Source organism: Aeromonas sp. MdU4 (genome assembly GCF_041929505.1).
In the GTDB taxonomy this organism is placed as follows: domain Bacteria; phylum Pseudomonadota; class Gammaproteobacteria; order Enterobacterales; family Aeromonadaceae; genus Aeromonas.
In genome coordinates, this window is sequence record NZ_JBHFMW010000044.1 from 1 (window position 1) to 25,900 (window position 25,900).

General features: G+C 49.6%; 28 protein-coding genes and 1 pseudogene. 23 read left to right on the forward strand and 6 right to left on the reverse strand.

Going from position 1 to position 25,900, the window contains the following annotated elements; genetic code table 11:
• Both ACE1BR_RS21900 and ACE1BR_RS21905 read left to right on the forward strand, forming a co-directional pair.
• Positions 1-313: pseudogene (locus ACE1BR_RS21900) on the forward strand (helix-turn-helix domain-containing protein); the annotation flags it as partial.
• A complete protein-coding gene (locus ACE1BR_RS21905; protein WP_374874029.1) occupies positions 291-782 on the forward strand; it encodes a hypothetical protein in 492 nt (163 codons plus the stop codon). The pseudogene ACE1BR_RS21900 and the gene ACE1BR_RS21905, both read left to right, overlap by 23 nt.
• A 423-nt stretch (positions 783-1,205) precedes the next feature.
• Here the strand turns inward: ACE1BR_RS21905 and ACE1BR_RS21910 are convergent, their stop codons facing one another.
• The 4 genes from ACE1BR_RS21910 to ACE1BR_RS21925 all read right to left on the reverse strand — a co-directional run bounded on the left by ACE1BR_RS21910 (position 1,206) and on the right by ACE1BR_RS21925 (position 5,173).
• Positions 1,206-2,660: a P-loop NTPase fold protein gene (locus ACE1BR_RS21910; RefSeq protein ID WP_374874031.1), complete on the reverse strand. Its 1,455-nt coding sequence runs from the start codon at positions 2,658-2,660 to the stop codon at positions 1,206-1,208.
• Positions 2,641-3,399 (reverse strand): GIY-YIG nuclease family protein, encoded by a 759-nt coding sequence (locus ACE1BR_RS21915; protein ID WP_374874033.1) that lies wholly within the window; start codon positions 3,397-3,399, stop codon positions 2,641-2,643. The genes ACE1BR_RS21910 and ACE1BR_RS21915 overlap by 20 nt, the downstream gene beginning before the upstream one ends.
• Before the next feature lie 95 nt (positions 3,400-3,494).
• Positions 3,495-4,358 (reverse strand): hypothetical protein, encoded by an 864-nt coding sequence (locus ACE1BR_RS21920; RefSeq protein WP_374874035.1) that lies wholly within the window; start codon positions 4,356-4,358, stop codon positions 3,495-3,497.
• Positions 4,359-4,360: 2 nt separating this feature from the next.
• Positions 4,361-5,173 carry a hypothetical protein gene (locus ACE1BR_RS21925; protein WP_374874037.1) on the reverse strand — a complete coding sequence of 271 codons (813 nt, stop codon included), beginning with the start codon at positions 5,171-5,173 and terminating at the stop codon, positions 4,361-4,363.
• Positions 5,174-5,700: 527 nt separating this feature from the next.
• Between ACE1BR_RS21925 and ACE1BR_RS21930 the strand changes: the two genes are divergently transcribed.
• Both ACE1BR_RS21930 and ACE1BR_RS21935 read left to right on the forward strand, forming a co-directional pair.
• The gene (locus ACE1BR_RS21930; protein ID WP_374874039.1) at positions 5,701-5,991 is read left to right on the forward strand and encodes a hypothetical protein; all 291 of its coding nucleotides are present in this window, start codon (positions 5,701-5,703) and stop codon (positions 5,989-5,991) included.
• Positions 5,992-6,066: 75 nt separating this feature from the next.
• Positions 6,067-6,435: a hypothetical protein gene (locus ACE1BR_RS21935; RefSeq protein WP_374874041.1), complete on the forward strand. Its 369-nt coding sequence runs from the start codon at positions 6,067-6,069 to the stop codon at positions 6,433-6,435.
• 17 nt (positions 6,436-6,452) lie between these two features.
• Here ACE1BR_RS21935 and ACE1BR_RS21940 read toward each other — a convergent pair whose 3' ends face one another.
• On the reverse strand, positions 6,453-7,394 hold the full coding sequence (locus tag ACE1BR_RS21940) for an HNH endonuclease (RefSeq protein ID WP_374874043.1): 942 nt from the start codon (positions 7,392-7,394) through the stop codon (positions 6,453-6,455).
• A gap of 1,041 nt (positions 7,395-8,435) precedes the next feature.
• On the opposite strand from ACE1BR_RS21940, the gene ACE1BR_RS21945 reads away from it, so the two are divergent.
• The 6 genes from ACE1BR_RS21945 to ACE1BR_RS21970 are packed head-to-tail and all read left to right on the forward strand — an operon-like array spanning position 8,436 to position 11,698.
• Positions 8,436-9,044, forward strand: a complete 609-nt coding sequence (locus ACE1BR_RS21945) for a Rha family transcriptional regulator (RefSeq protein WP_374874045.1) — start codon at positions 8,436-8,438, stop codon at positions 9,042-9,044.
• Positions 9,041-9,481, forward strand: a complete 441-nt coding sequence (locus tag ACE1BR_RS21950) for a recombination protein NinB (RefSeq protein WP_374874047.1) — start codon at positions 9,041-9,043, stop codon at positions 9,479-9,481. The genes ACE1BR_RS21945 and ACE1BR_RS21950 overlap by 4 nt, the downstream gene beginning before the upstream one ends.
• The gene (locus tag ACE1BR_RS21955) at positions 9,478-9,795 is read left to right on the forward strand and encodes a Ref family recombination enhancement nuclease (protein WP_374874049.1); all 318 of its coding nucleotides are present in this window, start codon (positions 9,478-9,480) and stop codon (positions 9,793-9,795) included. Before ACE1BR_RS21950 ends, ACE1BR_RS21955 begins: the two co-directional genes overlap by 4 nt.
• Positions 9,792-10,217 carry a hypothetical protein gene (locus ACE1BR_RS21960; RefSeq protein ID WP_374874051.1) on the forward strand — a complete coding sequence of 142 codons (426 nt, stop codon included), beginning with the start codon at positions 9,792-9,794 and terminating at the stop codon, positions 10,215-10,217. The genes ACE1BR_RS21955 and ACE1BR_RS21960 overlap by 4 nt, the downstream gene beginning before the upstream one ends.
• Complete coding sequence (locus tag ACE1BR_RS21965) at positions 10,214-10,978, forward strand: phage antirepressor KilAC domain-containing protein (RefSeq protein WP_374874053.1); 765 nt, start codon at positions 10,214-10,216, stop codon at positions 10,976-10,978. Before ACE1BR_RS21960 ends, ACE1BR_RS21965 begins: the two co-directional genes overlap by 4 nt.
• Before the next feature lie 21 nt (positions 10,979-10,999).
• A complete protein-coding gene (locus tag ACE1BR_RS21970; RefSeq protein ID WP_374874055.1) occupies positions 11,000-11,698 on the forward strand; it encodes a TIGR02642 family protein in 699 nt (232 codons plus the stop codon).
• 231 nt (positions 11,699-11,929) lie between these two features.
• Here the strand turns inward: ACE1BR_RS21970 and ACE1BR_RS21975 are convergent, their stop codons facing one another.
• Positions 11,930-12,856 (reverse strand): LysR substrate-binding domain-containing protein, encoded by a 927-nt coding sequence (locus ACE1BR_RS21975; protein WP_374874057.1) that lies wholly within the window; start codon positions 12,854-12,856, stop codon positions 11,930-11,932.
• Positions 12,857-13,103: 247 nt separating this feature from the next.
• Between ACE1BR_RS21975 and ACE1BR_RS21980 the strand changes: the two genes are divergently transcribed.
• From ACE1BR_RS21980 to ACE1BR_RS22040, 13 genes are all read left to right on the forward strand, one after another.
• Entirely contained in the window at positions 13,104-13,958 is an 855-nt protein-coding gene (locus ACE1BR_RS21980; protein ID WP_374874059.1) for an EAL domain-containing protein, read from the forward strand.
• Complete coding sequence (locus ACE1BR_RS21985; protein ID WP_374874061.1) at positions 13,955-15,562, forward strand: EAL domain-containing protein; 1,608 nt, start codon at positions 13,955-13,957, stop codon at positions 15,560-15,562. The genes ACE1BR_RS21980 and ACE1BR_RS21985 overlap by 4 nt, the downstream gene beginning before the upstream one ends.
• 174 nt (positions 15,563-15,736) lie before the next feature.
• Entirely contained in the window at positions 15,737-16,141 is a 405-nt protein-coding gene (locus ACE1BR_RS21990) for an H-NS family nucleoid-associated regulatory protein (protein ID WP_374874063.1), read from the forward strand.
• A 592-nt stretch (positions 16,142-16,733) separates the two neighbouring features.
• Entirely contained in the window at positions 16,734-16,940 is a 207-nt protein-coding gene (locus ACE1BR_RS21995; RefSeq protein ID WP_374874065.1) for a hypothetical protein, read from the forward strand.
• Positions 16,940-17,431, forward strand: coding sequence for a lysozyme (locus ACE1BR_RS22000; RefSeq protein WP_374874067.1), 492 nt, complete (start codon positions 16,940-16,942; stop codon positions 17,429-17,431). Before ACE1BR_RS21995 ends, ACE1BR_RS22000 begins: the two co-directional genes overlap by 1 nt.
• On the forward strand, positions 17,431-17,985 hold the full coding sequence (locus tag ACE1BR_RS22005; RefSeq protein WP_374874069.1) for a DUF2514 family protein: 555 nt from the start codon (positions 17,431-17,433) through the stop codon (positions 17,983-17,985). Before ACE1BR_RS22000 ends, ACE1BR_RS22005 begins: the two co-directional genes overlap by 1 nt.
• Before the next feature lie 37 nt (positions 17,986-18,022).
• The gene (locus tag ACE1BR_RS22010; RefSeq protein WP_374874071.1) at positions 18,023-18,208 is read left to right on the forward strand and encodes a hypothetical protein; all 186 of its coding nucleotides are present in this window, start codon (positions 18,023-18,025) and stop codon (positions 18,206-18,208) included.
• Complete coding sequence (locus tag ACE1BR_RS22015; RefSeq protein ID WP_374874073.1) at positions 18,209-19,078, forward strand: terminase; 870 nt, start codon at positions 18,209-18,211, stop codon at positions 19,076-19,078.
• 33 nt (positions 19,079-19,111) lie between these two features.
• Complete coding sequence (locus tag ACE1BR_RS22020) at positions 19,112-19,471, forward strand: hypothetical protein (protein WP_374874075.1); 360 nt, start codon at positions 19,112-19,114, stop codon at positions 19,469-19,471.
• Between the two features lie 58 nt (positions 19,472-19,529).
• The gene (locus ACE1BR_RS22025; protein WP_374874077.1) at positions 19,530-21,227 is read left to right on the forward strand and encodes a terminase; all 1,698 of its coding nucleotides are present in this window, start codon (positions 19,530-19,532) and stop codon (positions 21,225-21,227) included.
• Positions 21,227-23,353: an OmpH family outer membrane protein gene (locus ACE1BR_RS22030; protein WP_374874079.1), complete on the forward strand. Its 2,127-nt coding sequence runs from the start codon at positions 21,227-21,229 to the stop codon at positions 23,351-23,353. Before ACE1BR_RS22025 ends, ACE1BR_RS22030 begins: the two co-directional genes overlap by 1 nt.
• A 279-nt stretch (positions 23,354-23,632) precedes the next feature.
• On the forward strand, positions 23,633-24,565 hold the full coding sequence (locus ACE1BR_RS22035) for a hypothetical protein (RefSeq protein WP_374874081.1): 933 nt from the start codon (positions 23,633-23,635) through the stop codon (positions 24,563-24,565).
• A 71-nt stretch (positions 24,566-24,636) separates the two neighbouring features.
• Entirely contained in the window at positions 24,637-25,854 is a 1,218-nt protein-coding gene (locus ACE1BR_RS22040; RefSeq protein ID WP_374874083.1) for a DUF4043 family protein, read from the forward strand.
• Positions 25,855-25,900 lie beyond the last annotated feature (46 nt).

Genomic DNA, 25,900 nt, shown 5'->3' on the forward strand with positions numbered 1-25,900 from the left:
TACCCGTTTGCCTAACGACTGGGTGCTTCCTGGCGAGTGGGGGAGGTGGGCCATTCAGGAAATAGGGCTCCCCAGGGAGCGGATCTTGATGGAGGCGGCCACGTTCGCCGATTACTGGCAGGCGCTGCCCGGCACCAAGGCCGTCAAGCTGGACTGGGAGAAGACTTGGCGAAACTGGATTCGCCGGGCTGCCAGCTCGTTTCGAACCGCGGCACAGCGGAAACCCTTGGCCAACATCCAGGCGGCCCAGCAGGCAGCACAAGCTTTGAGAGAGGCGGGGAGGGGGGTCTATGACGATGATACGCCTCTGTAACGTTGCCGCCTTGCCAGCGAAGCTGGAACCGCCATTGGTGAGTGACCGCATGGCTGCGTTCATGGCTGAAGAGCTGTTGCCCATGATGGCCGGTAGCTGGCCAGCAAGCGCAAACCAGCTTGATGCGAATGCCCGCGGTGTGGCGTTGGCCTGGGGTGGAGTGCTACGCGGGTTTACTCCAGCCCAGATCCGGGAGGTGGTGCTGGATATGGCGGCTGACGTAGATCGCCAGTTTGCACCTCGTCCGGCAGAAGTGCGGGCAGAGATACTGCGCCGGTTTCCTACCACATCCGCAACGCGCTCCAAGTCACCCAGATTGGTTATATCTATCGCGGCGTGCGAGATGGAGGCAACGGTTACCGTCCTGCAGCGTGACAGGGTGGCGAATGGCAATGCTGTACAAGCCGAGCTGGATCGGATCGTCACCGACCGGTGTGAGCGTGGTTACATCATCACAGGGAGGCTCTAGGGATGTTCAACAAAGATGTGACTGCCGCGGTTAAGGCGGCGAAGTTCTGCAGAGTTGTGGTCTACCCAGCCGTTCGGGGCTGGTGTGGGGAGAGGGTGCTGTTGGAGGTCGCAGATGAGATTGCGGTTTTGGGGCACACAGATTGCCTACGCGGTGCAGGGCACTGGCTGGTGATCGACACGACTCCTGAGCAAGTGGTGGTGGCGGTGGAACGGCTGAGAGGTGCGTCAGTGCAGGTGTCAGTGCAGGTGTTGGGATGTGGGGAAAAGTTGGAGAGCTAGAGCATTCAAGATGCTGTTCATGGGGGGAATGGTGACACCGGTCTGAAGCCGGTGTCAGGTGATAACTAGATCTGTACAAATTGTACAATCTAGCAAAGATGATGTTTAATTATATCTACATATGAGAGTTAAAAAACTATATTCATATTATTGAACCTGCAAGTTCAATAATTTTTTTATAATCAGTCCAAAGCCAAAACTTACAGCCTTCATCATTATACAGATTTAAGTTTTCGGACAGGCTAGTGGTAAGCGTTAGCATTTCGATGCTGGGTGATGCGCCTCGGATTTGTCTGTAGTATTCCCATGCATTAAGACTTAAAACCGGGTGCCCTTGATAGTTATATGATGTTTGCATAGTGATAGCATCGAGGCTTAAGTTAATGCATTGGCTAATAGTAACATCACTTGAAATATCACGGTCGTTTATTATGGGGCTTTGAGTTGAACTATTATTTGTCCTGGCACTATAAGCAGGAAGGTTCATGTCTTGTTCAATAAGCCCAATGACAAGAACAAAAATATTTATCACCTGTTTCTTTTTTGTTATTTGGTAAACGTTAACGGCAACACGCAAGCATGAATGAACTTTAGCTATCAATTGGTCGATGTCTCTAATTTTAAGATCATATGCGAAAGCGACGTATGAAATACAGTTTAGAATCATCACCTTTTTTTCTGTGATATTATTGTGTATCGTAGGGCAAATAAATAATACATCATATGAAGCATAGTCATGCTCAGCTTCGTAAACATCAATGTATTCATTTATATTTGGTGTGCTTAGAGTCGATTTTCTGTGGAAAAATCGTTTCAAATATTGACTGGAATCAAATTTATCACCATAAACTGAAGTGATTGAATGGCATAATTGATCTGTGTCTGTAGCAATCACGAAAACAAAGTTTTTAATTAGAAAGAAATGTTTAATAACCTCAAGCATTTCAATTGCGTATGTAGGACGACAGCGATCTAGCTCATCAATGAGAACTATAACCGGTAACGCTGAACCATTTACAGTCTGTAATGACTCAGCAAGGGCACCTAGTGCCTCTCTTGTGGTGTTTATGGCCTCAATTTGGCTTTGGTAATCTTCGGCTAGCTGTTTAGTTATATTTTGAGGCGCTTCATCTAAAAGCTTGTTTATCGCCTCCATTCCTATAGCTGAGTCATTTAATAATTTTGCAGATGCAATGCCAGCTAATCCGACCAATGTTCCCTTGAGCGCTTTTCCTAGAGCACTTTTAACTTTGGTAATTTCGCCATCTGATATAGCACCATCCATTAGTCGCTCAAGTTGGCTAAGTAGTTCACTTGCAACCACTGTTAGCGGTTCTTGAGAGAAGTCACTTTCCCAGGCATCTATATAAATGGTCGGATGACCACGGTCCATTAACTCAATATAGAAGCGTTTCAAGAACTCAGTCTTTCCAGTCCCCCAAGAGCCATTCAAATTTAATACAAAGCCATCCTTTTCTCCTATGAGATAGTTCGCAAGGAACTGACCGTATTCTTTTCTGTTGAGCTTGCAATTATCGAAGTTATGCGTTTCTTTCCATGATGAGTACTTTGCATTTTCAATTAATGATGTTGACATTTTTGATGCTCTTGGTCAAAGACACGCTCGTTGTTATTAACAGCCTGTGCACTATTGTATGTGACATTATGTTGTATATTTTTTTTTTGAATGGGTTATATAAATCATTCACTTCAGCTGAACCATCATCATGGAACAAATCTGTTGTATTTATGAGCGAGAATGGGTCGACGCCATTTATAAACTTTTCAGCGTTTATTGATAGGGAGGATTTGGGGGAGAAATATACATCTGAGTCATTGTTACCATCAGAGATAAAGCCTAAATCAGAACGAGTTATAACTTGATCAACTAAGTTCCCTGCAACTTCATTTTCACAGGTAATTTCAAGCCATACACGATCTTTTGGTTGGACAATTCTGACAGATACAATATCATCTCTTATCCACTTAGCATACTTTGACTTTAACTCATCTGTGATATCTATTGCAGCATAAGCATCGTCATCCTCGAGTGAGATATTGGCTAGTCGCTGTAATAAAATGATAGCTTTATCAAGTGGATATCTAAAAAATTCTCTATTTCTGTGTACTCTAAAATCAGAAAGTTCTTGATGCATTGTTTCTTCAGCTGCATCATAGTTTTCGCAAAACATTTCGAACGCCACCTGATAGGGGGTTGGTACTCCAGTAGTGTAAAGCTCCCTGGCTCTCGCTCGACTGTCCCGTCGAGTTTTCCCTACTTTAATCATATTGGGCATAGATTCATTTATTAAAATGTAAACGTAACCAGGATTCATTAATATCTCCAGTAGTTGTTATTTTTCCTGAAGTTTGAACCTTTTAGCGATTTATAGCTGTAAAGTAAAAATATAGATAGAGCTGCATCACTTAATTATGCTGCTTTATCTTTACACCATATTGAGATTTCATTCGCTAGATTTACAGGTGATATATGTGACTCAATGTATACATTGTGTTTGTTCATAAACCACGAAAACTTATCTAATTCATTCTCGATACTGTTTTTGTGTTCTAATTTCAAACTGTCATCAGGAAGAAGTACAAATATAGCCTTGGATTTGCTTTTTAAGTTTTGATAGGCAATATCTATATCTCTGTATCCATCATATATATTACATTTTACCCTTTGGGGATCTGAGTAAACTGCTGAGACTAAAGTTGCGATACCGTCATGTTTACGAAAAGGCAAGTAAACTAGCTGTTTTCTATTCGAATCATTAATTTCTTGGTACGGATCTTCTGGTACATGGTAATGAAAGTCCATTTCTAGATTCGTTTTTAATGTATCACGAAGATTGTTATACAAGGTATCTCTGGATGTGCTTGAGAAGTTCTTATTTCTTGGTGTTTTAATTTTGTTTCCTAGAGGGACCATTGATTTATACAGCTGTGATAATATTTCAGTTGTATTTTTGCCTTGAGCAAATCCACCCAATGTGCATTGGATTTGCGGAGTTAGATATCCCTCTGAAACTTTCCGATTAAGAATAATCTCTCTACTGATATCACAAGCTAAAGATAGTTGGAAAATCATGTCTTTTGAGTATAAACATGCGATTCGCTCAAAATAATCCAAAAGGCTTACGCTTATAGTACCATTTTGTTCTACAAATCCGACCCCTATATTAAGTCGTTCTGCTGTTGATATTTCTGGCGTCCACTGAATAGCGAACCACTGGCCGGATAGGTTAGGCTTGTTTTGTTGAACGGATAGAAGTTGATTTAATTTATCCATGACTAAACCGCCAGCAAGTTAAAATTTGATGAAATCCTATGGCAACCACTATATGCTCGAACTTCCATGAAGTTTTTTAATGCATTAAGTCTAACCATGTCGTTATCTAAGAGTAGATCCCACCAATAATATAGCTCATTTTTGCTTTTTGCAAAAACATCTTTGTGCTTTTGGGATGCTAATGAAATTTTTGCCTTTACAGGAAGTGGGGTTGCTTGAAGTCCCCATAAGTTTTGAGCAAGAATGTTTTTTGATTGATATGCTGGATTTAAATATTCTGCTTGCCAATTTAGAGTGATTGGAAGATTGCTATGGTCAATTAAATAAATTTTATCTTTACCTGCAACGAGTATATTCCCTAAGTGCCTATCTTCGTTTGCTGTCCAATCATCAAACGCTATTGTATCACTTACCTTACTCCATGCTGCTACAAGGTTCATCATTGTTTGGCATTCAGATATCATCTTTGCATCATAAAGTGTTACAGGTAAGTCTCCTGGAACAGAGCTAACGATAAAGCACCATTCCTCCACCTCTGATACATTATCATTGAATATTCTTGGGGATACTTTAATTAACCCTGCATGTTGAGCTATAGGTAATTCACAACCTTTTGCTATGATATATCCTGTTACTTCATTCAAAATACCTAACTTGCTTTCTTGTGGAAAACGCTTGATGTATGACCTCAGTACTTCGCCATTACTCCATTCAATATTACAACTGAATGTTTGGGCCATAGCGCCATATGTTGACCTATTATAAATATTTTTAAGGCTATGTTGAGATAATATCTCTATGCATGTACTTTCCAATGCGACATTCCTTATCTTATTAATAATGCATTTTACTGCTTTGCACTATAATCATGGGAATAAAATGCTGTCTCATTAATATAGAGACATATAATATGTTGTTTATCAGGCTCGCATGCTAAGCATGGATCTTGAGTCAAAACTATTGAGTGGAGATATTAGGCATCACTAATCGAACAGCATATCATTTGGTCATCTTAGGGCGTTTCATTATTCACGAAGCTCAGAGGATGAGAATTAGGAAAAAAGCATTCGCTACCGCCCCTGGGTTACAGCCCCCAGATTGCTGCTTTTGACCAGTTGTCTGACGGCATTGACGTTCACCATCGGAAGGCCCTGTGTGAAACATAGGAACCAGTCGAATAGCATACCAATCGAATTTTGGGAAGTTTAGGGATTTATCAGCTAACTCTGTGATATCTGGCATGTTTTTGATATAAATCAGCAGTTAATCAATGGTGGGTCATTTATTAATTAGCTTTGTGGTAGAACCAGTGGTTTCCATAGGCGATTTAGGTGGGGGCGTGGTGAAACGATTTCTGTTACTGGCTCTGCTGAGTCTCGGCTCTGCGGCCAGCGCCAAGGAGCAAGGGGATGAGGCCCAGCTTGCAGATGAGCAGGTGAAGCAGCAGATCATCCAGGAGTCTATCGATAGCTATCCTGGTAACTGCCCGTGTCCGTACAACTATGCCAGGAACGGCAGCCGCTGTGGCAAACGTAGCGCTTGGAGTAGGGCAGGTGGCTATGCGCCGATCTGCTACAAGGAAGAGATAACGGACGAGATGGTTAGTGATTGGCGGGGTAGGGCAGACAATTAGGAAAGAGCGAAAAACTGCTATATAACATACAGGTATTCTATTGGAGCTTTAGTAGAGAGCCTTCGGGGGACAAGGATGTCAACAGACGAACTCTTTGAAGCTGCAGCTGCATGGGCGCTGCAACAAGTCCGGTTCATCACCAGCCTACAGCTGTGTGACCAGTTCAATGTCTCATTAGCTGTCGCAAATCGGCTCATCCGCAAGTTAATCACCCACCCGCGGATCACTGCCGAGTTTAAGCGGGAGAAGTGTATCGTCAATGATGCACAAGCTATGACGATGGTTATGGTGCGGGTGACCAAAGTCGTGCCCGAACCCTATGGCCCACCAAAGCCTGCGAAGAAGCCAAAGTCACCTAAACCAAGAGTTGCGGTGCTCCCTCAGCCTAAAGATGAAGCTGTGCTGAAAAAGCTGAGGAAACTTGTGGCTAATATGCCGCGGTGAGTGGCTATTTCTCATTACTAAGTGGCTGGTTCGGACCGGTATATTTCGCTTCTGTGATAAGCGAGATACTCGTTCTGCTTGGGTTTGAAGGGACCGACATTCATTGGCAGCTTAATGCCCCATTGTTGCAGGGCCTTCTCGATACTGGGTTCTGCACACAGCATGTCACCAGTATCAGTGAAGGTGATCCAGCCACGATCGAACAGCTTATCGATGTGAGGGGAGAGCAGCAGGCCGTTGTTCCCATCCAGACGTTCTGGGTTGTTGTCGCATTTTGACCAGGGTTTGATGTGGCTGGCAATCAGCAGGGCTTTATTGGTGACTCCGGTAACTCGACAAGCTGGCTCGACCTTCTCCAGGTTTGCACGGAAAAGACCTTGGCCACGGCGCGATTTTACGAGCTGCAGCTTCTCTGTCGCGTCCAGGGTCGAGGCCTGGATGTCCGCCTCGATTGCATCACCTTCCAGTTCGGCCTGGTGCTGCTCGATGTCATCAGCAAAGGATGGGTTCACACCATTGGCCAAAGAGAGCACCAGGTTGCCGAGTGCATCGCTTATGCTCGCGAGATAGCAACCTTGGTTACCGTTGCCACTGGCCTGCAAGGGTGAATTCTTCGAAGGGAGGAGGGGAGCGAGCAACTCCAAGTGGTCTTTCGGGCGAATGGGCGTCTCTAGCAGCTCCCAGTCGATGAGGACTTCCCAGCCGGCATCAGACCAGGAATCGCCGGCACTGCCGAATTCAGAGGGCTTGGATTTCTCACTGCAAGGTAATGCTACCAGGCCGATGGCCTTGATAAGCCCACCGGCGTAGGAGATCACTATGTCCCCCGGCTTGGTCAGCGTGAGGTTGATATAGGTCTGGTTCTTAGAGCCGTTGCGGTTCATCTTGGGCGACCAGATGTAGCCGCCCCCGACCTCTGCACTGTACGTTTGCTTATGGTTTACCCACCAGAATGCCACTGTAAATCCTCTTTAGACGGTAATGTTGTGGTAAGTGTTTAATGCTTCTTTGCTCGCACCTTATTGTATTCAGCAACAAGTAGCTTTGCATTGTCATTTTGACTCATCCACATAAGTTGAAAACTTATCATAGGTATTAAACAGATTATGAAAAGAATTGTGCTCTCTTTTTTAATTTGGATTAGCGGGCCAGCCACATACCATGTAAAATAAAGTGCACAGATAAGCATGTAAACCACAAAGTATGACTGTGATTTTATTGATTGATAATTAACGGCAGCTAAATTATGCCTGTTAGTTTTTATGAACTTCGCTTGTTTAAGTCGCAATCCTCTAAAGAACATTTTAGTTCGACCTTTTAATAGGGTTGTCAATAAAGGTAGGAGCTTAAATAGCACAACGAAAAATATTCCAGTGAACCACCATGCTGGATTTTTTAAATTAATTAATATTTCATTCATTTTAAATTTCTCTTATTTAAGTAGTTAGGGGGAATGGTTTTTAAAGCAGTGAGTTATGTGTCACTGCCTTTATATTGATAGTGATGGGTAATAAACGCCAATCTACAAACTAACCATTCTTTGCAAATGGCTGCTTATCATCAGGTGCTCTCCTATTGAGTAGGTGCTCCAATTGTTGTCTTAATTTTTTTCATCATGCGCATACTGGTTAAGTAGGACTCGAACGTCGGTAAGCAGCTCGAAATAGTATTTTTCATTTGGGCTCAAAACTTGCTCCTTTCTCTGTAAAATCTGTGTTTCTATCTACGGTTGTTTATGTGGTGAGAACAATCAAATGTACTCATGGCGTGGCCACAAGGAAATAATATATCGAACGGACCCGTTTGTTTAGGGGTGATTTTGTTTTCCCTAAAAAGAGTATTAAAAAAGGTCACCCTAAGAGTTTGTGGCGCAGTATGGCATAGGTAACATAGCTATCATCGATCGTTTCTGGTGCGTGACATAAATTATCGATAGTGGGTACCATAGTCAGTGCCGGACCTAGACCACCCGGCTGTGTATGACCAAAAGGACCCTGACCATGACCAAACCACATACCCGAGATCTATCTGCGGTACGCCCACGCGGCTGTGCCAGCATCCATAACATCAAGTCTATTCCCCCTCGGTTCAGCCCCGAGCAAGTCGCTCTGTTCCAGAAACTGGTGAGTGCCCAGGAAGGGGAGGTGTTCACTACCTCCCGCAAGGTGGCCGAGCTGTTTGGGAAGCAGCATAGCCATGTGCTGCGAGCAATCTCTAATCTTGAATGCAGTGCCAGCTTTCACGCATCCAATTTTGGATTGGTTGAATATCTCGATGGAAAAGGCGAGCAACGCCCTGAATATCTCATCACCAAGAATGGAATGGTCTTCCTGGTGATGGGCTTCACCGGTAAGCAAGCCGCCTATTTCAAAGAGTTGTACATCCAGGCCTTTGACTGGGTTGTAGGGCAGTTTTACGAGAAGCAGGAACTGCAGCAGCTCATGCACGACTTCGCCAGACGCGAATCAATCTCTGTATCCAAAGGCACTCTTCATGGACAAGGTCTGGTCCGCCGGCGCATCGAGAAGCGGGCGCTGAGCCAAGAATACGTCCAGCTCCAGACTAGATCACAGCTGACTCTTGAACTGGCAGGGGAGGATGCTGCATGAGCACCTACCCCAAGTATTTCCTCCGAAGCCCTGAAATCCGGTCCCGTGCTTGCCAGTTAGTCGCTGGCCTGCCGGTTGACCATGACAAGCCGCTGGTTATCGAAATCAAGGAGATGACCCGGAGCCTGGCTCAAAACGCCCTATTCTGGGCCGTCATGACTGACATAGCCGAGCAGGTGAACTGGCACGGCCGCAAGCTCACCAAGGAGGAATGGAAACACGTTCTCAGCGCGGCTCTGTACCAGCAGGACGTGGTGCCGAACATCGACGGCAACGGGTTCGTAGTGCTGGGCAAGTCCACCTCCAAGATGACCGTGCGCGAGATGCGCGATCTCATCGAGTTGGCCCAGGCCTTCGGCGCTCAGCAGGGCGTGAAGTTCGGGGATGAATCCCGCCGCGGCTTCGATTGGGTGGCTGCCTACGGGAGGGCGGCATGAGCAAGACCAAGACGGATAAGCAGTGGTTGGACGATGTGAGCTCTCTTGGTTGTATTGCCTGCCGGAATGCAGGCTTAGGGCCGAGCCTCGCAGAAATTCACCATGTGCGTGCTGGGGTTGGGATGGCGCAGCGTGCCGATCACTCTCAGGTGCTGCCCCTTTGCCCTCGCCATCATCGCGCCTGTTACCCCACCGGCTTCCATGCTGCCCCCAAGAGTTGGCAGGCCGAGCATGGCAGCGAGGAGACTCTACATGTTCAGGTGACCAGAGAGGTCGCGGAGCTACGCAAGAACACCATAGGGAGGGCGGCGTGATCTACCTCTCTGCCCTCGATGCCGCCCGGCTGCTTGGTAACAGCCCAAAGGTCAGGAAGACAGCCAGCCAAGTACGCAAGTCCCAGCAAGTGGCCACTCTGCACGATAGGGTGCTGGCCCAGCTGGTTGGTTTCCCTGACCCAGTGACCGAGCTGCTGTTTCACCCCAAGCGCAAATGGCGGTTTGACTACGCTTGGCCGGCCAACATGATCGCCCTCGAGATCCACGGCGGGATCCACTCCGGTGGCCGGCACACAAGGGGGCGGGGGTTCGTAGAGGACCGCGCCAAGATGAACGAGGCCGCCCTGCTTGGGTGGACTGTATTGGAGGTTACCCCAGAGCACATTAAGACCAGCCAACTTCGCGCCTGGCTGCTTAAAGCATTTAAACAGACCAATAACCAACCAAGGACCCGACCATGACCAATCTTATTTGCAAGGCCTTTGAAGGGCACAACATCCGTATTGTCACCGATGAACAGGGTGAGCCCTGGTTCGTGGCTGCAGATGTCGCTTCGGCTCTTGGCTACACCGATACCGACCAAGCCATCCGTCGCCACTGTAAGGCTGCAAAAAGCTCCCCCGTCGAAACGACGGGCCAGGTTAGACACCTATTTGTAATCCCCGAGCGTGATATCTATCGGCTGATCATTCGCTCTAAGCTCGAGAGTGCTGAACTCTTTGAGGAGTGGGTAGTGAGTGACGTCTTACCCAGCATTCGCAAGAACGGCGGCTATATCGCCGGTCAGGAGCAAGATACGGCAGAGCTGATCATCGCCAAAGCGCTGATGGTGGCGCAGTCAGTTATAGACAGAAAAACCATGGAGCTGCAGAGAGCTCAAGAACAAATTGCTATCCAGGCGCCTAAGGCTGACTTTGCCGATCGGGTGGCCGGTGCCGATAAGGGCGTTCTTCTCGGTAACTTCGCTAAAACCGTGGGGATTGGACCCAAGAAGATTTTCGCCATGCTGCGCGAGTTGCGGATCCTGATGACGGGAGGTAACCGACACAACCTACCTTTCCAGCAATATCTCGATCTGGGCTACTTCGAAGTCATCGAGAAGCCATACGAGATCAATGGCGAGACCCGTCTTGCTTTTTCTCCAACAATCACCGGCAAAGGGCAGCAATGGTTGACCCAGAAGCTTCTTGCTGCCGGTTACCTGCAAGCTCACGCTGCCTAGCCATCCTGAGGAGGACTGATTATGAGTAAGTCATTGGAAATGGCACTGCGCTTATTTTCTCCCCGGGGTGCCTTGGCAGAAGTTGCCAGGGGGACTGCCGGCCTGCTCAATCGTGAGGATTTCCTCGGAGCCTTGCAGGTCGCCGCTAAAAAAAATCCATTGGGCTATCAATATCTGATGGCCGATCATCTGTCAGATCAACGGGCTATCGCCGAGCTGCTGGAGCACTTTGGTCGCGAACTTGGTAATGAAGAGGGTGGGGGAATGGCTTTGGCTATCCTATTGCGTCGCCCGTTGCCAGATCAGTTGGATCGACTGGTTTTGTCTCACCCGCACTATGACAAGGAGCGCCGTCGGGCCGCTGTTGTAATGGAGAAGGCGAAGCGTGCTCACCGTGCCGATAATGACCATGAATACCAGCGCCTGTTGGCTGAGCGTAACTGGATCTTGTCTCTCGCCCACGACCACTGTGTCGCTGAGATGCTGCAGTCAGGGCGCTGCCCGCACTGCAGGGGAACAGGATTGCGCCCCCGTCGCGGAGATGAGTGCCCCAAGTGCCACGGTACCGGGCGTGTGGTGCCACATGCTGAGATGGTGTTGCGCCGGTTCGGGATGGAGGTGCGTCAGCAAGTTGAGCAACTGGTTGATGAGGTGATCCACCAGGCGTCAGATTTGTCCCGGATTATGGACAAGCAGGTGCGCGAGATGCTGGCTGCGTGAGTTTGAAAGTATTGGTTGAATAACCTAAATAAGCTGCAGGCGGAGGTAATGATTTATATCCGGCCAACGCCTGTAGCACTCGACTATTTGTTTTGATAGTAGCATTAAACGTATAACGTAGACTCCTGTATTCAAAAGCGTACTTTGTATTTGTGCAATGCTTAACTTGGCTGTATATAAATGAAGTTGTGGTAATAATAAATTGTTGCGTAAAAAATTGGTGTCTGCATATTAACAGTTTAATGGAAGTTCACTCTGTACATAATTGACAATGTGAGTTATCACCTGATTAACTACAAATGGTTGACTTTCTCTACGACGATATATTAGATATATTTTTTGATAATAATTGAATCTGTAGTCAAATAATGGAATTAGCCTTTCTGTTTGAATATATTCTTGTACAGTATAATATGGTGCATATACGACGCCTAATCCATTTATAGCCATTTCAATCGCGCTGGACATGTTATTACAACTTAGCTTGCTTTTTACATTTATTTTCACATGTTCACAATTGATGGTAAAACTCCACTGGTTACTTTTTTTTGTATAGGGTGTATTATCATTCCATATAATGCATGGCAATTTATCCAAATTGCTAGGCTCATCGAGGGTTGAGTCAAAGACACTAGGTGAGCCAAAACAATTGTAACCAATTTCAGCAATTTCCCTGACAATGACTGAGTCATCTTTTGGAAGTGTAGAAGACATGATTAAGTCCCACTCATCATCATTATCTGGCAGGTATTCACCTAATGTTGCAATGAGTTTTATACTGATATCTTTGTTCAGTGTACCGAAGCAAGGTGATATTTTACTCGCAATGAAATTCAAAGCGATATTATCACCATAGATATATACATCTCCGCAAGATGACGATTTATAACTGTCGATGAACTCATACAAATCATCATATGCATCTAGTATGGCATCTATTTTCTTGATAAATGTACGGCCTACGGTAGTTGTAGTTACACCGGTGTTGTCTCTATTGAAAACTTTAAACCCTAGAGTTCTTTCAAGATCGTTAATGAGTTTGCTTACATATGGTTGATGTGAATTCAATTTCACCGCAGCGGCACTCATGCTCTGCAAGTCATCAACAGTCTTGGCTATAATTAGTGATTTTATTTTTAAAGATGTGGTTTTTTTCATTTCGCTTTACGCTAATTAGCTGTAGTTAAAGATATATTATTCCATTTTTGCAATGCAACTGACATACAAGAATCATTATATCGATATATATATTATTTATAGTGACAGTCAACGCTTACTTGTGTAAAAAGACATGGTATATAATTGTTGCAAGTAATCTGATTCTTATTTTAGATGTGTTCTTGGTCACAAAATCTTTAGATTTTTGGCTGGCCATTTGATCCAGATGATGTGGGAGGGATACGGTATGTCTGGCCTGATTGCCGCACTGAGAGGGAAGGGGGTAGATCTGCAGCCATATCGAATGATTGGCATTGAGCGGATCGAGTCATTTAATGAAAAACGTAAGGTATTGTTCAATCCGGCAATCATCAACTCCTTCAAACCCTTTGTACAAGAGCTATTTACAACTGTTTCACTGAGAGCTCAGTTGGATGGGTTTACATCATTCTCAAAGCAGGAAGACGGTAGTTTAGAAAGTGAACGACTATTAGAACTATTCTACAGACCACAGTATGACATATCTCCAGTCGATTTTTATAACTCATGTGATGCAATATCACTCATTGAACTTACTTTATTACAGCTGAGTGATGCACTCATCAACGCACGTAAAGAACAATCAACAGATTTCTTTTTTAAAGTAGAGTCTCGAATATTATATGCGTTAGATGAAGCATTGATATATTTTTCAACTAAATTTAGCACATATGGCATCAATTTATATATAGAAATTAGTCACCGACCATTTATTTCTAACGATACGCCCATAAGTACACTTATCCGGTTACATGAACATGGTGTAAATCTAGTTATAGATAACTATGCATGGCGTGGTGGAGATTGGCGAGAGCGTTATATTTCAAGTGGGATTTTTTGTTGTGTGAAGTTTGATACTCCACCATTATTGCAAAATGAGATTAATAGTTTCAAAGACTCAATGTCGCTTTTGCTGGAAAAGTATAATTTTAAAACCATAGTTGGGAAGGTTGAGACAAAAAGACAAAGTGAAATTGTTTTTTCCACTGGATGTTGGGCAGTACAGGGGTTTTATTACTCTAGACCTAGGACTGTCAAACTAATGGACTTGCATTCACTGTGAAATATCAAAATATTGATAGGCTTTTCCTTGAAAAGCCAAAGTTATACAATTTCGCTATTTTTATAGTGTCAATTTCGTTCGGGCTTATAGCCATCTTTTTGTTATTCAATTATGAAAAGGGAAGTATCGTTATAGAAAGTGAAAGGTATGTTCGTAGAACAGTAGTAGAAATAAATAAATTGTTTAGTGAGGTCGAGCAGGGTGTCAATGAAGTATTTGAATCTCATGAACAACTTATCTGTCCGTCATCCATAAATCATTTGGTTGATACTGCAACTCGAAATCCTTACACCATGATGTACTACATGGTAGATAGATTAGGAGGGGAGTGCTCATCTTATAAAAATAGCAATGGGAATGTAAATAGTATACATCAGCAGATACAGTTTATAGATTTAAAGACAGATGGTGTTTATCTACAGATTTTTATGAATCGCCCTGTTTTTTTGCTGGTTCGTAATTATAAGGGCACCAGTGTAGTTGGGGTTGTCGATACCAGATATATTACAGACCTGATTTTAGACCATAATGATATGGGTGACGCAATCAGCTATGGTCTGACTATAGATAGCAATCCCGATGCTCAGATACTAACCTCTATAGGTTTGGCCCCACCACTAAGTAGCAAGTCAAACATGCAGAGTCACTCCGAAAAATATGGCTTTGGCATTACTTCGTATGTTAAGAGTGACGCCTATATAGTTATGACCTTGCTTAAAGTGTATGGATGGTTTGTTTTTATCATAATTGGTTTTTCAATTATGATTTTCATCATGCTATCCAGTTGGGTTAAGAGAATTGACTTCATTTCTCAAGACATACGAAAGGGCATAACCCGTAATGAATTCATTCCTTATATTCAACCCATAGTAAATAGCTCAACCCTAGAGATAGTCGGGGGCGAGGTGTTGGTTAGGTGGCAGCACCCTGTCTATGGTTTGATCAGCCCAGAGCTGTTTGTTGAGGCTACAGAGCGTTCGGGGGCAATCATTCCCATCACTGAGCAGTTAATGGCGGTTGTAGCCACTCGGCTTAGCTCCAGTGATGTGTTAGTTCCCCCTCGATTTACTATCAATTTTAATGTAACTCTGTCACAGCTCATATCACCCGATTTGGTTCAAGCATGCTCTCATTTTCTAGAAATTTTCGGGGACAAGTCCAGGCTGAAACTATGCCTTGAGATTGTCGAGCGAGGCATGCTGGATGATCACACTGAGTTGCAAATGATGACAGCATTTAAACTTCTTCATGCACAAGGGATAAGTTTTGCAGTAGATGATTTTGGCACTGGTTACTCTTCGCTAAGGCATGTTTATTCATCTTACATTGGTGCTATTAAGATAGACCGACTATTTGTTAAAGACATTGACAGCAATAAGATGGCCTATGAAATTATTATGAATATCATAGACTTAGCTGCTCGCATTGGGGCTAAAATTGTTGCTGAAGGTATTGAGAAGCCCATACAGGCAAAGATTTTAAGCAAGATGGGAGTTGATTGCTTTCAAGGCTATCTCTATGGAAAACCGATGCCTGTGGACTTGTTTGTTGGTCATTTTATGAGAGCTAGCGATCAACCCAATATGGAACGGAAGTTATGTTAGGCTGACAACATGTGACGTAACTGTAGTTCAATTACCCCATTTTAGATGAATGACTCAGGATATGATTTCTTTAAATCAATATTTACCTTTGCTATTATTGCCGTGTATCAGCCATATTTTATGGATGTGATCTAAATTTGGTTATCATAGCAACTGTATTATGGTGGATTTATCATGGGTGAATTTCTAAAAGTGCTGATGAATGCTCGCAGTTTGCGTGCTGCACTACGTGACCTGAGCTTCGAACAATTGGTCGAAACCAAAGAAAAGTTTGATGCAATCTTCCAGGAACGTGAAGCGTCCGCTCTGAAAGAAATGGCTGAGCAAGAAGAGCGTCAAGCTAAGCTGGCTGAGTTCCAAGCTATGCTGCAGCAAGCTGGAATCGACCCGAGCGAACTGCTGGGCTCAGGGGAAAGCAAAGGGGCTAAAGAATCAGGAACCAAACGTGCCCCTCGTCCTGCCAAGTACAAATACACCGAAGATGGTGTAGAGAAAACCTGGACTGGCCAAGGCCGTATGCCCAAGGCGATTGCCCATGCAGTAGAGAGCGGCACCGCTCTTGAAAGCTTCCTGATCTAAAATGTCATCTCTAAACAGCTGGGGCTAGCCCTGGCTGTTTTTACATTTATGACCAGTAGAAAATTTGACCCAAGGGCGTGTCGAAAGGGGTTACGGATGCGTTCAAATACACTGTTCTTATTGCCGCGAGATTTTTTCTTGCGGCAGGTATTTGTCATGCTGTGTTGGGAGGTTCTGTTTGGTTTTCTCATCATTAACTACAGCAAGTTTAGCTTCAATGCTGTAGACGGACATTCTGTCACTCTCGTGGTAATGGCTGGTGTATTCCTGATTCTTTACCCCCATAGCCGATATGCGACTCAGAAGATCATTGATTTTATGATTGGTACCGATCGGTTGCAGTATTCATCAGTGCCTGCGTTATTCGAACGAAAAATGTGGAAGGCCTTTGTCAGTATGGTTTTGATACTGGTTTTGGGACCAGCCAACATATTGGTGCTGTGTATACAGAGACTGCGGTCCCGTTAGACTGACGGTTGAAAGATCCGGTTTAGAGCGTTAGCATCTCCCAATGATGGCCAGAGTCTTTCCGACCCTGGCCTTTTTCATATCTGGCCCGCCTCGTGCGGGCTTTGTCGTTTCTGGAGGGGGCATGGGGAAAGAGGAAGAGTTGGCCACGGCAGCGGTCGCGGCAGGGGTGGCAAAGACTGCTCCACCTGTCGTTGTGTCCGGCATGACACTAGCCGGGTACTCACTCAATGACTGGGTGCTGGTTGCCACACTGTTATGGATTGCTGTCCAGATGGGATGGTTCATCTGGTCAAACATCATCAAGCGTCGCCAGCAGGGAGATGCATAGTGAGCAAGGTCCGCATTGCAATCGCAGCTCTCACGCTGAGTGCCGCTGGCTTTGTGGGGATCTTGAACCGGGAGGGGTATGAGCCGGTGGCGTACCCTGACCCGGTTCATGGCACCAAGCTCCCCACCATCGGGTTTGGTAGTACCGCAGGGGTCAAAATGGGTGACACCATTACGCCTGTCGCTGCAGTAAACCGGAGTCTGCGGGAGGTGCGGGTATTCGAGGATGCCCTCAAAGCCTGTATCAAGGTCCCTCTCTACCAATATGAGTTCGACGCCTATGTCGAACTCTCTCACAACATCGGGCCCGGGGCTTTCTGCCGCTCAACCATCGTGAAATACCTGAACGCGGGCGATTACCTTGGGGCCTGCGAGGCGATCCTGCTGTTCAAGCGAGCCGGTAACCAGGACTGCTCTGTGCCGGGTAATCGGGTATGCCCTGGGCTCTGGAAAGACCGGCTGCGCCTCAATGCCAAGTGCAAGGGGGAGTAATGGAGTTGTTCCCGCAAGGCAGAGCTTTGCCATTTCTCGCTGGCGCTTTGGTGATAACTGCATTGGCTGCTGGCGGAGTGGCGCTCTACCGGTCCGGTCACGCTGATGGGGAGGAGGGGGAGCGCAAGACCTGGCAGGCGAAGTGGAATGAAGAGGCTACCCGCCTCGCTACAGCCAGGACCAAGGCCGAGCAAGAGGCCCGGGAGGAGGAGCTGCGCCGGCAAGCTGAAATCGATGAGGTGAGAGACCATGCACAACAAGAGATCGCCCAAGCACAAGCTGATGCCGCTGCTGCTGGCGTTGAGTCTGGCCGGTTGCGCGAGCAAGCCCGTCGCCTGGCAGCCAGAGCAAGTCAGTGCGCCAGCAATACCGGTACTGCCCAAGGAGGCTCGGCAGCCAGAGAACCTGCCATGGTGCTCGCCGACCTGCTCAGCCGGGCTGATGAAAGAGCGGGTGAGCTGGCAGCAGCGTATGACCGAGCTCGAGCGTCAGGAGTAGCCTGTGAACGAGCCTATGACGCCCTACGCACCGCGACCATGAAACCCCGCCCATAACGGCGGGGTTTGTCTTTCTGGGCAAGGAGAGAAGGTGATGCAGATAAAATTGAGCGGTGAAGTGGTAAGCGGTATCGACATGACTGGGGTTATCACTCGTGTAGAGCAGTATGACGGTGATGAGGCCCTGGTTGTTTTGTCCTCCGGTGTTTCAGTTGTGGTGAGCGCTACTCACGAGCCTGTACCTGGTGACACCATCGTTGAAGGCGAGCTATCCATCTAAATGGCAAAGACTGACTGGGCACAGCTCAATGCAGAGTACCTGCAGGAGCATGAGGCGACCGGCATCAGTGCAAAAGACTGGTGCGATAGCCGCGGCCTTAACTACAACTCGGCGCGTCGCTATTTGAAAACACGGGGGCAATCTCCTGCGCAACCCGAAAAATCTCGCGCAGCAGCGCAATCTGCGCATTCCGAAGTGCGCAAAACTGCGCACACTGCGCAAAGTGCGCAAGCCAAGACGAATGAGGTGAAGGGTAAAGGGGGAAGTGGAAGAGGGGAAAAGTCATCTTCATCCGTTCACACCCCAGTAGACTCAGACCAGAACCCGAAAACCAACGGCCGTGACAATAGCGGCCGCTTCATCGAGGGGAACCCTGGCAATCCCAACCCACCGAATCAGTGGCGGCCCGGCGACCGGCCAGCGTTGACCCATGGCGGCTATGCCAAGTTCCTCGATGCTGACGAGCTGTTCGACCAAGCCGAGGCGTTGAAGCTGCGGGACGAGCTGATATTCACCCGTGCTCGCGTTATCTCTGTCACCAAAACCTTGAAAGCCCTGCAGCATGACCTGGCCGAAGCGCAGGAGCTGACCGACCGGCTTGCGCTCTATGACAAAATCTTGCGTGCTGAGCAGGCCCTCGACCGCAACATCCAGCGTATAGAGTCTATCGAGCGCACCTTGAGTGCTCTGATGGTTGATGCCGTTAACGTGCCGAAGATTGAGGAAGATACGCGCCGTATCCGGGCCGCGACTCGCAAGCTGACTGCCGAGGCCGACCGGCTTGAGAAGGATGGTGGAAGCGAATCCACGCCCGTGAGTGAGATGGTCACTGAGCTGCAGGGCATGGGGACTGGCGGATTGATGTCGTGATAAAATGGACTGGCGCAATCCACTGGGGGATCGATGAGAATTTACTGCAAGAATGAGGCAGGAGAAGCTGTATACATCGCCGACTGCCAATTGCCTATAGTGGTAGGCAACGCCATTGACTCTGGCCGTGACGCTCAATACGAGTTGCCGACAGTTCTTGGGCCGACGCGACTGATTGGCAACGACAGCGAGCCTGATTACACCGCGACTGTCACCGTTGAGCGCATTCTTCTTGAGCCATACCGCCTTTACCGTAACGGCGTGCTGGTTGAGATGGGCGCCATGATTGCTGACCCAAGTCATGTGAGGATGCTGGCCGAGAACATTCAGCCGCGCACCACTGCTAGGGAAGAGGTCAACGCCATCACCGCCGCATGGCTCGAGCGCGAATAGCCACAGCATCACCCACACTAACCCGCTTCGGCGGGTTTTTTATTACCTGAGATCCCCCATGACTGAACCTGACATCTCCGCCATGACTGAGCAGGAGCAGATTGCCTATATCCGCTCGAAGCTCAGCGATAAGTGGTGGCGGATGAACAACCTCTACAAGGTGGAGAACGAGCAGGGTGAGCTGGTGCAATTCAGACTTCGCCCAGCGCAGGAGCTGCTGTTCAAAACCATGTGGTGGCTGAACATCATCCTCAAGGCGCGGCAGCTCGGGTTCTCAACTGCCATCGATATCTACCTGCTGGATGAGGCGCTGTTCAACAAGAACATCAAGTGCGGGATCATCGCGCAGGACCTGGCGGCCGCCGGCGAGATCTACCGCACCAAGATTGAAGTCCCGTTCGATAACTTGCCCGGCTGGCTCAAGGCCCAGTTCAAGGTTGTTACCCGGCGCGGCGGGGCCAATGGTGGTCACATCCTGTTCCGGCACGGCTCCAGTATTCAGGTGGCCACGTCCTTCCGCTCCGGTACTGTCCAGCGACTGCATGTGTCAGAGCACGGGAAGATCTGCGCCAAGTACCCCGAGAAGGCCAAGGAGGTGCGAACCGGTACCCTCAACGCAATCCACCCAGGCGCTATCGCCTTCATCGAGAGCACTGCAGAGGGTGTGGGCGGCGACTTCCACGCCATGAGCATGAAGTCTCTCGAGCTGGCGCGCGCCTCAGGCGAGCTCAGTCAGCTGGATTGGAAGTTCCACTTCTTCGCCTGGTGGCAAGATCCAAAGTATCGCGCTGACGTTCCAGCTTCAGGGGTGGTGATGAGCAAGGCCCAGGCGGAATACTTCGCAGCGGTAGAGAAGGCAATGAACTGCACCATCAGCGCCGAGCAGCGGCAGTGGTATGTGCTCAAGGAGGCGACACAGGGGGCGGAGATGAAGCAGGAGTTCCCCAGCACTCCGCTGGAGGCGTTCCTAACTTCTGGCCGCCGAGTGTTCGACCCCATCACCACGATGGAGGCTGAGGGCGATTGCATGGCCCCGCTGATCGTTTATGACATCGACCCGGTGACCGGCAAGCGCGAGAAGGCCCGCAAGCCAGAGAAGCTGGACGAGCAGGGGCTGCGATCCCTCGAGAACATGTTGTTGGTGTGGGAGCTGCCAGATCCGGAGGAGGATTACGCCATTGGCGCTGACGTGGCTGAGGGTCTGGAGCATGGCGACCGGTCCAGCCTCGATGTTGTGGCCAGGAGTGATGGCCGCCAAGTGGCCCACTGGTTCGGGCATCTGGATCCCGGGCTGTTTGCCCAACTGCTTGCCCACGTTGGTAAGTTCTACGGCACCGCAGAGCATGGCCCAGCCTACATCGGCCCAGAGCGAAACAACCACGGCCACGCTGTACTGCTCAAGCTACGTGAAATCTACCCGACTCGTCGCATCTACACCCAGGAGCACATAGACCGGGATCGTGACGACGAGACTCCGCGGCTGGGCTGGCTCACCACACGGCAATCCAAGCCGATCCTGGTTGATGGTCTCAAAGCCCTGTTGCGAGCTGGCCAGTCGGGGATCTGCTGGATAGGCACCATTTCCGAAGCCACAACCTACGTCTATGAGAAATCCGGCAGCATGAATGCCCAGACCGGTTGCTACGACGACCAGCTGATGAGCTACATGATTGCCCAAGAGATGCGAGCCAGAATGCCGGTTCGCATCATCAAGCCTGAATCCTCCCGTAAACCCAAGCACTGGATGGCCAACTGATGATCAACGCCCAACCCAAGGCCCCCAAGACAGGTGGCCTCGATACCCAGCAATTGCTCAAGCTGATGAGCGATATCAACGGCCAGCCTGACTGGCGATCCTTTGCCAACCGCGCGTGCGCCTATTACGACGGTGATCAGCTGCCGCCTGAGGTGGTCAAGGTGCTCAAGGAGCGTGGTCAGCCCATCACTATCCACAACCTGGTTGCCCCGACAATTGACGGAGTGCTGGGGATGGAGGCCAAGAGCCGCACCGATCTGATGGTGGTTGCCGATGACCACGATGATGAGATTGAGCAGCTGGCCGAAGCGGTCAATGCCGAGTACGCCGATATGTGCCGCCTTGGCGGGCTGGATCGTGCCCGGGGAGAAGCATATGGCGGCCAAATCAAGACTGGCATGGGATGGGTTGAGGTGTGTCGCAGAGACGATCCATTCGGCCCGCGTTACAAGTTCAGTAACGTCCACCGTGATGAGGTGTACTGGGATTGGCACAGTCGGGAGCCCGATCTTAGCGATAGCCGCTGGTTGATGCGTCGCCGCTGGGTTGATCTGGATGAAGCTAAGACCATGTTCCCGAGTAAGGCAGAGGCATTGGAGTGGGGCGTAAACGACTGGGATGGTGTTGTCAGCCTGACATCCATCGAGGGGCTTGATCCCAATCTGGTCAGCGCCTATGACGAATGGAGCCAGTTCAGCGGCAAAGAGGTGGAGTGGTGTAGCCGGGAGCGGGATCGGGTGCTGTTGCAGGTGGTCTACTACCGTACTTATTCCATGCGCCAAGTGCTGATGCTCGACTCTGGCAGAACCCTGGAGTACGACAAGGCCAATCAGTTACATCTCGCTGCGCTCGCCATGGGCAGGGCCAGGCTGGAGCGCCGACCGGTGGCCGTGATCCGGGAGTCGTGGTTCGTCGGCCCCCATCATCTGGTTGATCGCCCATGTTCAGCACCGCACAACATGTACCCGCTGGTGCCGTTCTGGGGTTACCGCAAAGACCGCACTGGTGAGCCTTATGGCCTTATTGCCCGAGCCATGCCAGCGCAGGATGAGGTGAACCTGCGTCGCATCAAGCTGACTTTCTTGCTGCAGGCCAAGCGCGTCATTATGGACAAGGACGCCACCAACATGACCCGGGATCAGGTGCTGGAGCAGGTAGAGCGCCCGGATGGCTATATCGAGCTCAACCCTGACCGAGCTAACAAGACCAGCGTGAGTGATGCCTTCAAGGTAGAACAGGACTTCAACGTGGCGGCGCAGCAATTCCAGGTGATGCAGGATTCGGTGAAGCTGATCCAGGATACGATGGGGGTTTATGCCGCCTTCTTGGGGCAGGGTTCCACTGGCCAGTCTGGGGTTGCCATCAGCAACCTGGTGGAGCAGGGGGCGACCACTCTATCCGAGATCAACGACAACTACAGGATGGGCTGCCAGCAGGTGGGCCAGCTGGCGCTGTCGTATCTGCTGGAAGACATGGCCAGCAAGCGCAACTACAAGGTAACGGTGAACCGAGATGATCCGCGCCGCCGCAAGTCCGTGGTGCTCAACGTGGAGCAAGAGGATGGCAAACTAACCAACGATGTGACTCGGTTGCGGGCCCATATTGCGTTGGCGCCGATCCAGCAGACCGCAGCCTACAAGCAGCAATTGGCCGAACGGATGACTCAGGCCATGTCCCAACTGCCGCCAGAAGCTGCCGCCGCCTGTTTTGACCTGCTGGTCGAGTTGATGGATGTGCCGCGCAAAGCAGAATTTGTCGAGCGGATCCGCAACGCCCTGAACATCCAGAAAGACCCGGAAGAGATGAACGACGAGGAACTCGCAGCCGCCGAGCAACAAGCCCAGGTTGCCCAGATGCAGCAGGAGATGGCTATGCGCGAGATGCAGGCCAAGCTGGCAGAGTTGGAAGGCAAGGCCGCCAAGTGGCAAGCAGAGGCCCAGCGCATCTCAAAACTGACCGATTCCATCCGTTTCGAAGATGCCCTCAAGCAGGCCCAGACCGGCAAGACTCTGCAGGAAATGGAGCAACTGGCAGCGCAGCAGCAGGTGATGCAAACCGAGCAGGCCGCCCTGCAGGCGCAGCTGCTGGAGACCATTCAGCAGCAGATTGACGCGATCGCGCTCTGATAGTTGCTTTCCTGATCGCCCAGCGTTAGGATTTCTCCATCATGGCCCAGTCTTTCGAGATTGGGCCTTTTTGTTTGTCATATCTGACAATTGATTAATAAAATTTACAACCACAAAATATCGCAAGTGAGTCCAATCGTCGCCTGCAGTGTCTTGTGCATTTTAACCCGCCATCGTGCGGGTTTTTTTGTGTCCGGCTCAAGCCGGGGAGTGCTTTTACTGAGAGCCTTCCCCCGCTTGGGCAGCGATACCACCCACTGAAAACCCACGAGGACGAGCATGAATACAAGCATCGATAACCTGACCGGGACTGAAAGTCTGGACGAACTGGAAGCCATGCTAGCTGATATCGAGCGTGAGCCCGATGTGGCGCTGGACGATGGCACTGGCACCAAGCAAACGGACGTAGAACAACCCGCGCCGTCGGCGGGCGAGGTGGCAGCCGGTACCGAACAAGCCGTAGTCGAGCAGGTGGAGGTACAGGCCAACGAACCTGAGAAGGTGATCCTGGCCAAGAGCGGTCAACATACTATCCCGTATGAAGTGCTGGAGCAGAGCCGCAACGAAGCCAAGCAACTGCGTGAGCAGGTGGCCAAGATGCAGCAAGCCCAAGCCGAGCGGGACAAGCTGCAAGTACTGCTGGAGAAGAACGGGATCGACCCCTCTGTTGACCCGGACGACATCAGCCAGGAAGAGTTGGATCGGCTGGCGCAGGACTACCCGGATCTTGGCAAGTCCATTGGCGCCATTGCCCGCAAACTCCAAAAGCTGGAGCCGCAGGCCGCGCAGCAAATGGTTCAGCCCTCCATCAATCCGGTCGAGGCCGCACTGCAGGCGGTACCTGACTTGGCAGCATGGCGGGACAGCGACCAAGACCGTTTCGATATGGCCCTCACTATCGATGACAAGTTGCAGGCAGACCCTGCGTGGAGCAACAAGCCGATGGAGGCGCGATTTGCAGAGGTCGCTCGCCGTACCAAGCTGGCCTTTGGCGATGAGGTGGAAGCACCTCCTGCCAAGGCACCCAGCAAGGTGGCTGAGAAGCCTACTGATTTCATCCCGTCTAGCCCATCGGCTCTTGGCCAGACCCATCACGCACCGGCAACGGGCGTCGAACGTTATGGCGCCATGTCTCAGTCCGAGCTGATCGGCGAGATGGGCAGCATGACTGAGGCGCAAATTGAGGCGCTGCTGGAGCAGTCCGGCTACTAACCCACAACCCGTTTGTACAAGCCAACCCCGACCATTGTGTCGGGGTTTTTGTTTTCATGTAGGAGAGGATCATGACCCAAGTCACCTCGGCGCAAGCCAACAAGATTTTGCAGGCCGCCCTGTTTACGGCGGCCAATCGTTCCCATTCGTTGGTGAACATGCTGACCGAAGAGGCCCCTAAGGGCGCTAAGGTCAACGGCGGCAAACAGACCAGCGCTGGCGCCCCGGTAGTTCGTATCACCGATCTTGGCAAAAATGCTGGCGATGATGTGGATATGCAGCTGTTCCACCAATTGTCTGGCCGCCCGACCATGGGTGACAAGAAGCTGGCCGGTCGTCTGGAGAGCCTCTCTTTTGCAGACTTCTCGCTCAAGATCAACCAGTCCCGCCATGGTGTGGATGCCGGTGGCAAGATGAGCCAGAAGCGCACCAAGCACGATCTGATCAAGACAGCCCGGGTGCTGCTCGCAGATGGTTACTATGGTCGCTTGGTGGATCAGCGTGGCTTTGTCCAACTGGCTGGGGCACGTGGCGACTACGCGGCTACCGATATCATCCTGCCTCCGGCGGATGATGAAGAGTTCGCCGAAATCATGATCAATCCCATCACGGCACCGACCTACGAGCGTCATTTCTTCGGAGGCGACGCGACTACCTTTGAAACCATCGATGCCGCAGACCGCTTCAACCTGGGGTGTGTGGACAACATGGCGTTGTTCCTGTCCGAGATGGCCAATCCCATCCAGCCGATCCGCATGGTGTCTGACCCGTCAGGCGGTGAGCCGCTCTACGTGCTCTACGTCACCCCGCGCCAGTGGCACGACTTCTACACCTCCAGCTCCGGCAAGGATTGGCAGGCGATGTTGGTTGCGGCTAACGAGCGTGCAAAGGGTTGGAATCACCCCATCTTCCGCGGTGAAGGTGCAATGTGGCGCGGCATCTTGGTCAAGGAGTACAAGGGAATGCCGATCCGCTTCAACCAGGGCAGCTCCGTCAAGGTGTGTGCGGCCAACTCCGCGACCGGTGTGGAAGTGGACAAGGTTGCCGGCACAACCATCGATCGCGCCGTGTTGCTGGGCGGCCAGGCGCTAGCCAACGCGTTTGGCTCCGGTGAGCAGGGTGGTTCCTTCGGCATGCACGAAGAGAAAACCGATCACGGCAATGCGACCGAGATCTCCATCAACTGGGTATCAGGTCTGCAGAAGATCCGCTTCAAGCAGCGTAACGGCAACATTCAGGACCATGGCTGCATGGTGTTGGATACCGCGGTGAGCCCCATCGTCCGTTAAGCCACCAACCAGAGAGAGGGGGGAAGTCCCCCCTTATTGCCATCTG

Coding starts and splice junctions, on each gene's coding strand:
- ACE1BR_RS22015 (WP_374874073.1), top strand. CDS start 18,209: ATGGCAAAGACTGACTGGGCACAGCTCAATGCAGAGTACCTGCAGGAG.
- ACE1BR_RS22025 (WP_374874077.1), top strand. CDS start 19,530: ATGACTGAACCTGACATCTCCGCCATGACTGAGCAGGAGCAGATTGCC.
- ACE1BR_RS21970 (WP_374874055.1), top strand. CDS start 11,000: ATGAGTAAGTCATTGGAAATGGCACTGCGCTTATTTTCTCCCCGGGGT.
- ACE1BR_RS21905 (WP_374874029.1), top strand. CDS start 291: ATGACGATGATACGCCTCTGTAACGTTGCCGCCTTGCCAGCGAAGCTG.
- ACE1BR_RS21920 (WP_374874035.1), bottom strand. CDS start 4,358: ATGGATAAATTAAATCAACTTCTATCCGTTCAACAAAACAAGCCTAAC.
- ACE1BR_RS21935 (WP_374874041.1), top strand. CDS start 6,067: ATGTCAACAGACGAACTCTTTGAAGCTGCAGCTGCATGGGCGCTGCAA.
- ACE1BR_RS21945 (WP_374874045.1), top strand. CDS start 8,436: ATGACCAAACCACATACCCGAGATCTATCTGCGGTACGCCCACGCGGC.
- ACE1BR_RS21965 (WP_374874053.1), top strand. CDS start 10,214: ATGACCAATCTTATTTGCAAGGCCTTTGAAGGGCACAACATCCGTATT.
- ACE1BR_RS22020 (WP_374874075.1), top strand. CDS start 19,112: ATGAGAATTTACTGCAAGAATGAGGCAGGAGAAGCTGTATACATCGCC.
- ACE1BR_RS21995 (WP_374874065.1), top strand. CDS start 16,734: ATGGGGAAAGAGGAAGAGTTGGCCACGGCAGCGGTCGCGGCAGGGGTG.
- ACE1BR_RS22005 (WP_374874069.1), top strand. CDS start 17,431: ATGGAGTTGTTCCCGCAAGGCAGAGCTTTGCCATTTCTCGCTGGCGCT.
- ACE1BR_RS21980 (WP_374874059.1), top strand. CDS start 13,104: ATGTCTGGCCTGATTGCCGCACTGAGAGGGAAGGGGGTAGATCTGCAG.
- ACE1BR_RS21990 (WP_374874063.1), top strand. CDS start 15,737: ATGGGTGAATTTCTAAAAGTGCTGATGAATGCTCGCAGTTTGCGTGCT.
- ACE1BR_RS21915 (WP_374874033.1), bottom strand. CDS start 3,399: ATGAATCCTGGTTACGTTTACATTTTAATAAATGAATCTATGCCCAAT.
- ACE1BR_RS21950 (WP_374874047.1), top strand. CDS start 9,041: ATGAGCACCTACCCCAAGTATTTCCTCCGAAGCCCTGAAATCCGGTCC.
- ACE1BR_RS21975 (WP_374874057.1), bottom strand. CDS start 12,856: ATGAAAAAAACCACATCTTTAAAAATAAAATCACTAATTATAGCCAAG.
- ACE1BR_RS21955 (WP_374874049.1), top strand. CDS start 9,478: ATGAGCAAGACCAAGACGGATAAGCAGTGGTTGGACGATGTGAGCTCT.
- ACE1BR_RS22010 (WP_374874071.1), top strand. CDS start 18,023: ATGCAGATAAAATTGAGCGGTGAAGTGGTAAGCGGTATCGACATGACT.
- ACE1BR_RS22035 (WP_374874081.1), top strand. CDS start 23,633: ATGAATACAAGCATCGATAACCTGACCGGGACTGAAAGTCTGGACGAA.
- ACE1BR_RS21910 (WP_374874031.1), bottom strand. CDS start 2,660: ATGTCAACATCATTAATTGAAAATGCAAAGTACTCATCATGGAAAGAA.
- ACE1BR_RS22030 (WP_374874079.1), top strand. CDS start 21,227: ATGATCAACGCCCAACCCAAGGCCCCCAAGACAGGTGGCCTCGATACC.
- ACE1BR_RS22040 (WP_374874083.1), top strand. CDS start 24,637: ATGACCCAAGTCACCTCGGCGCAAGCCAACAAGATTTTGCAGGCCGCC.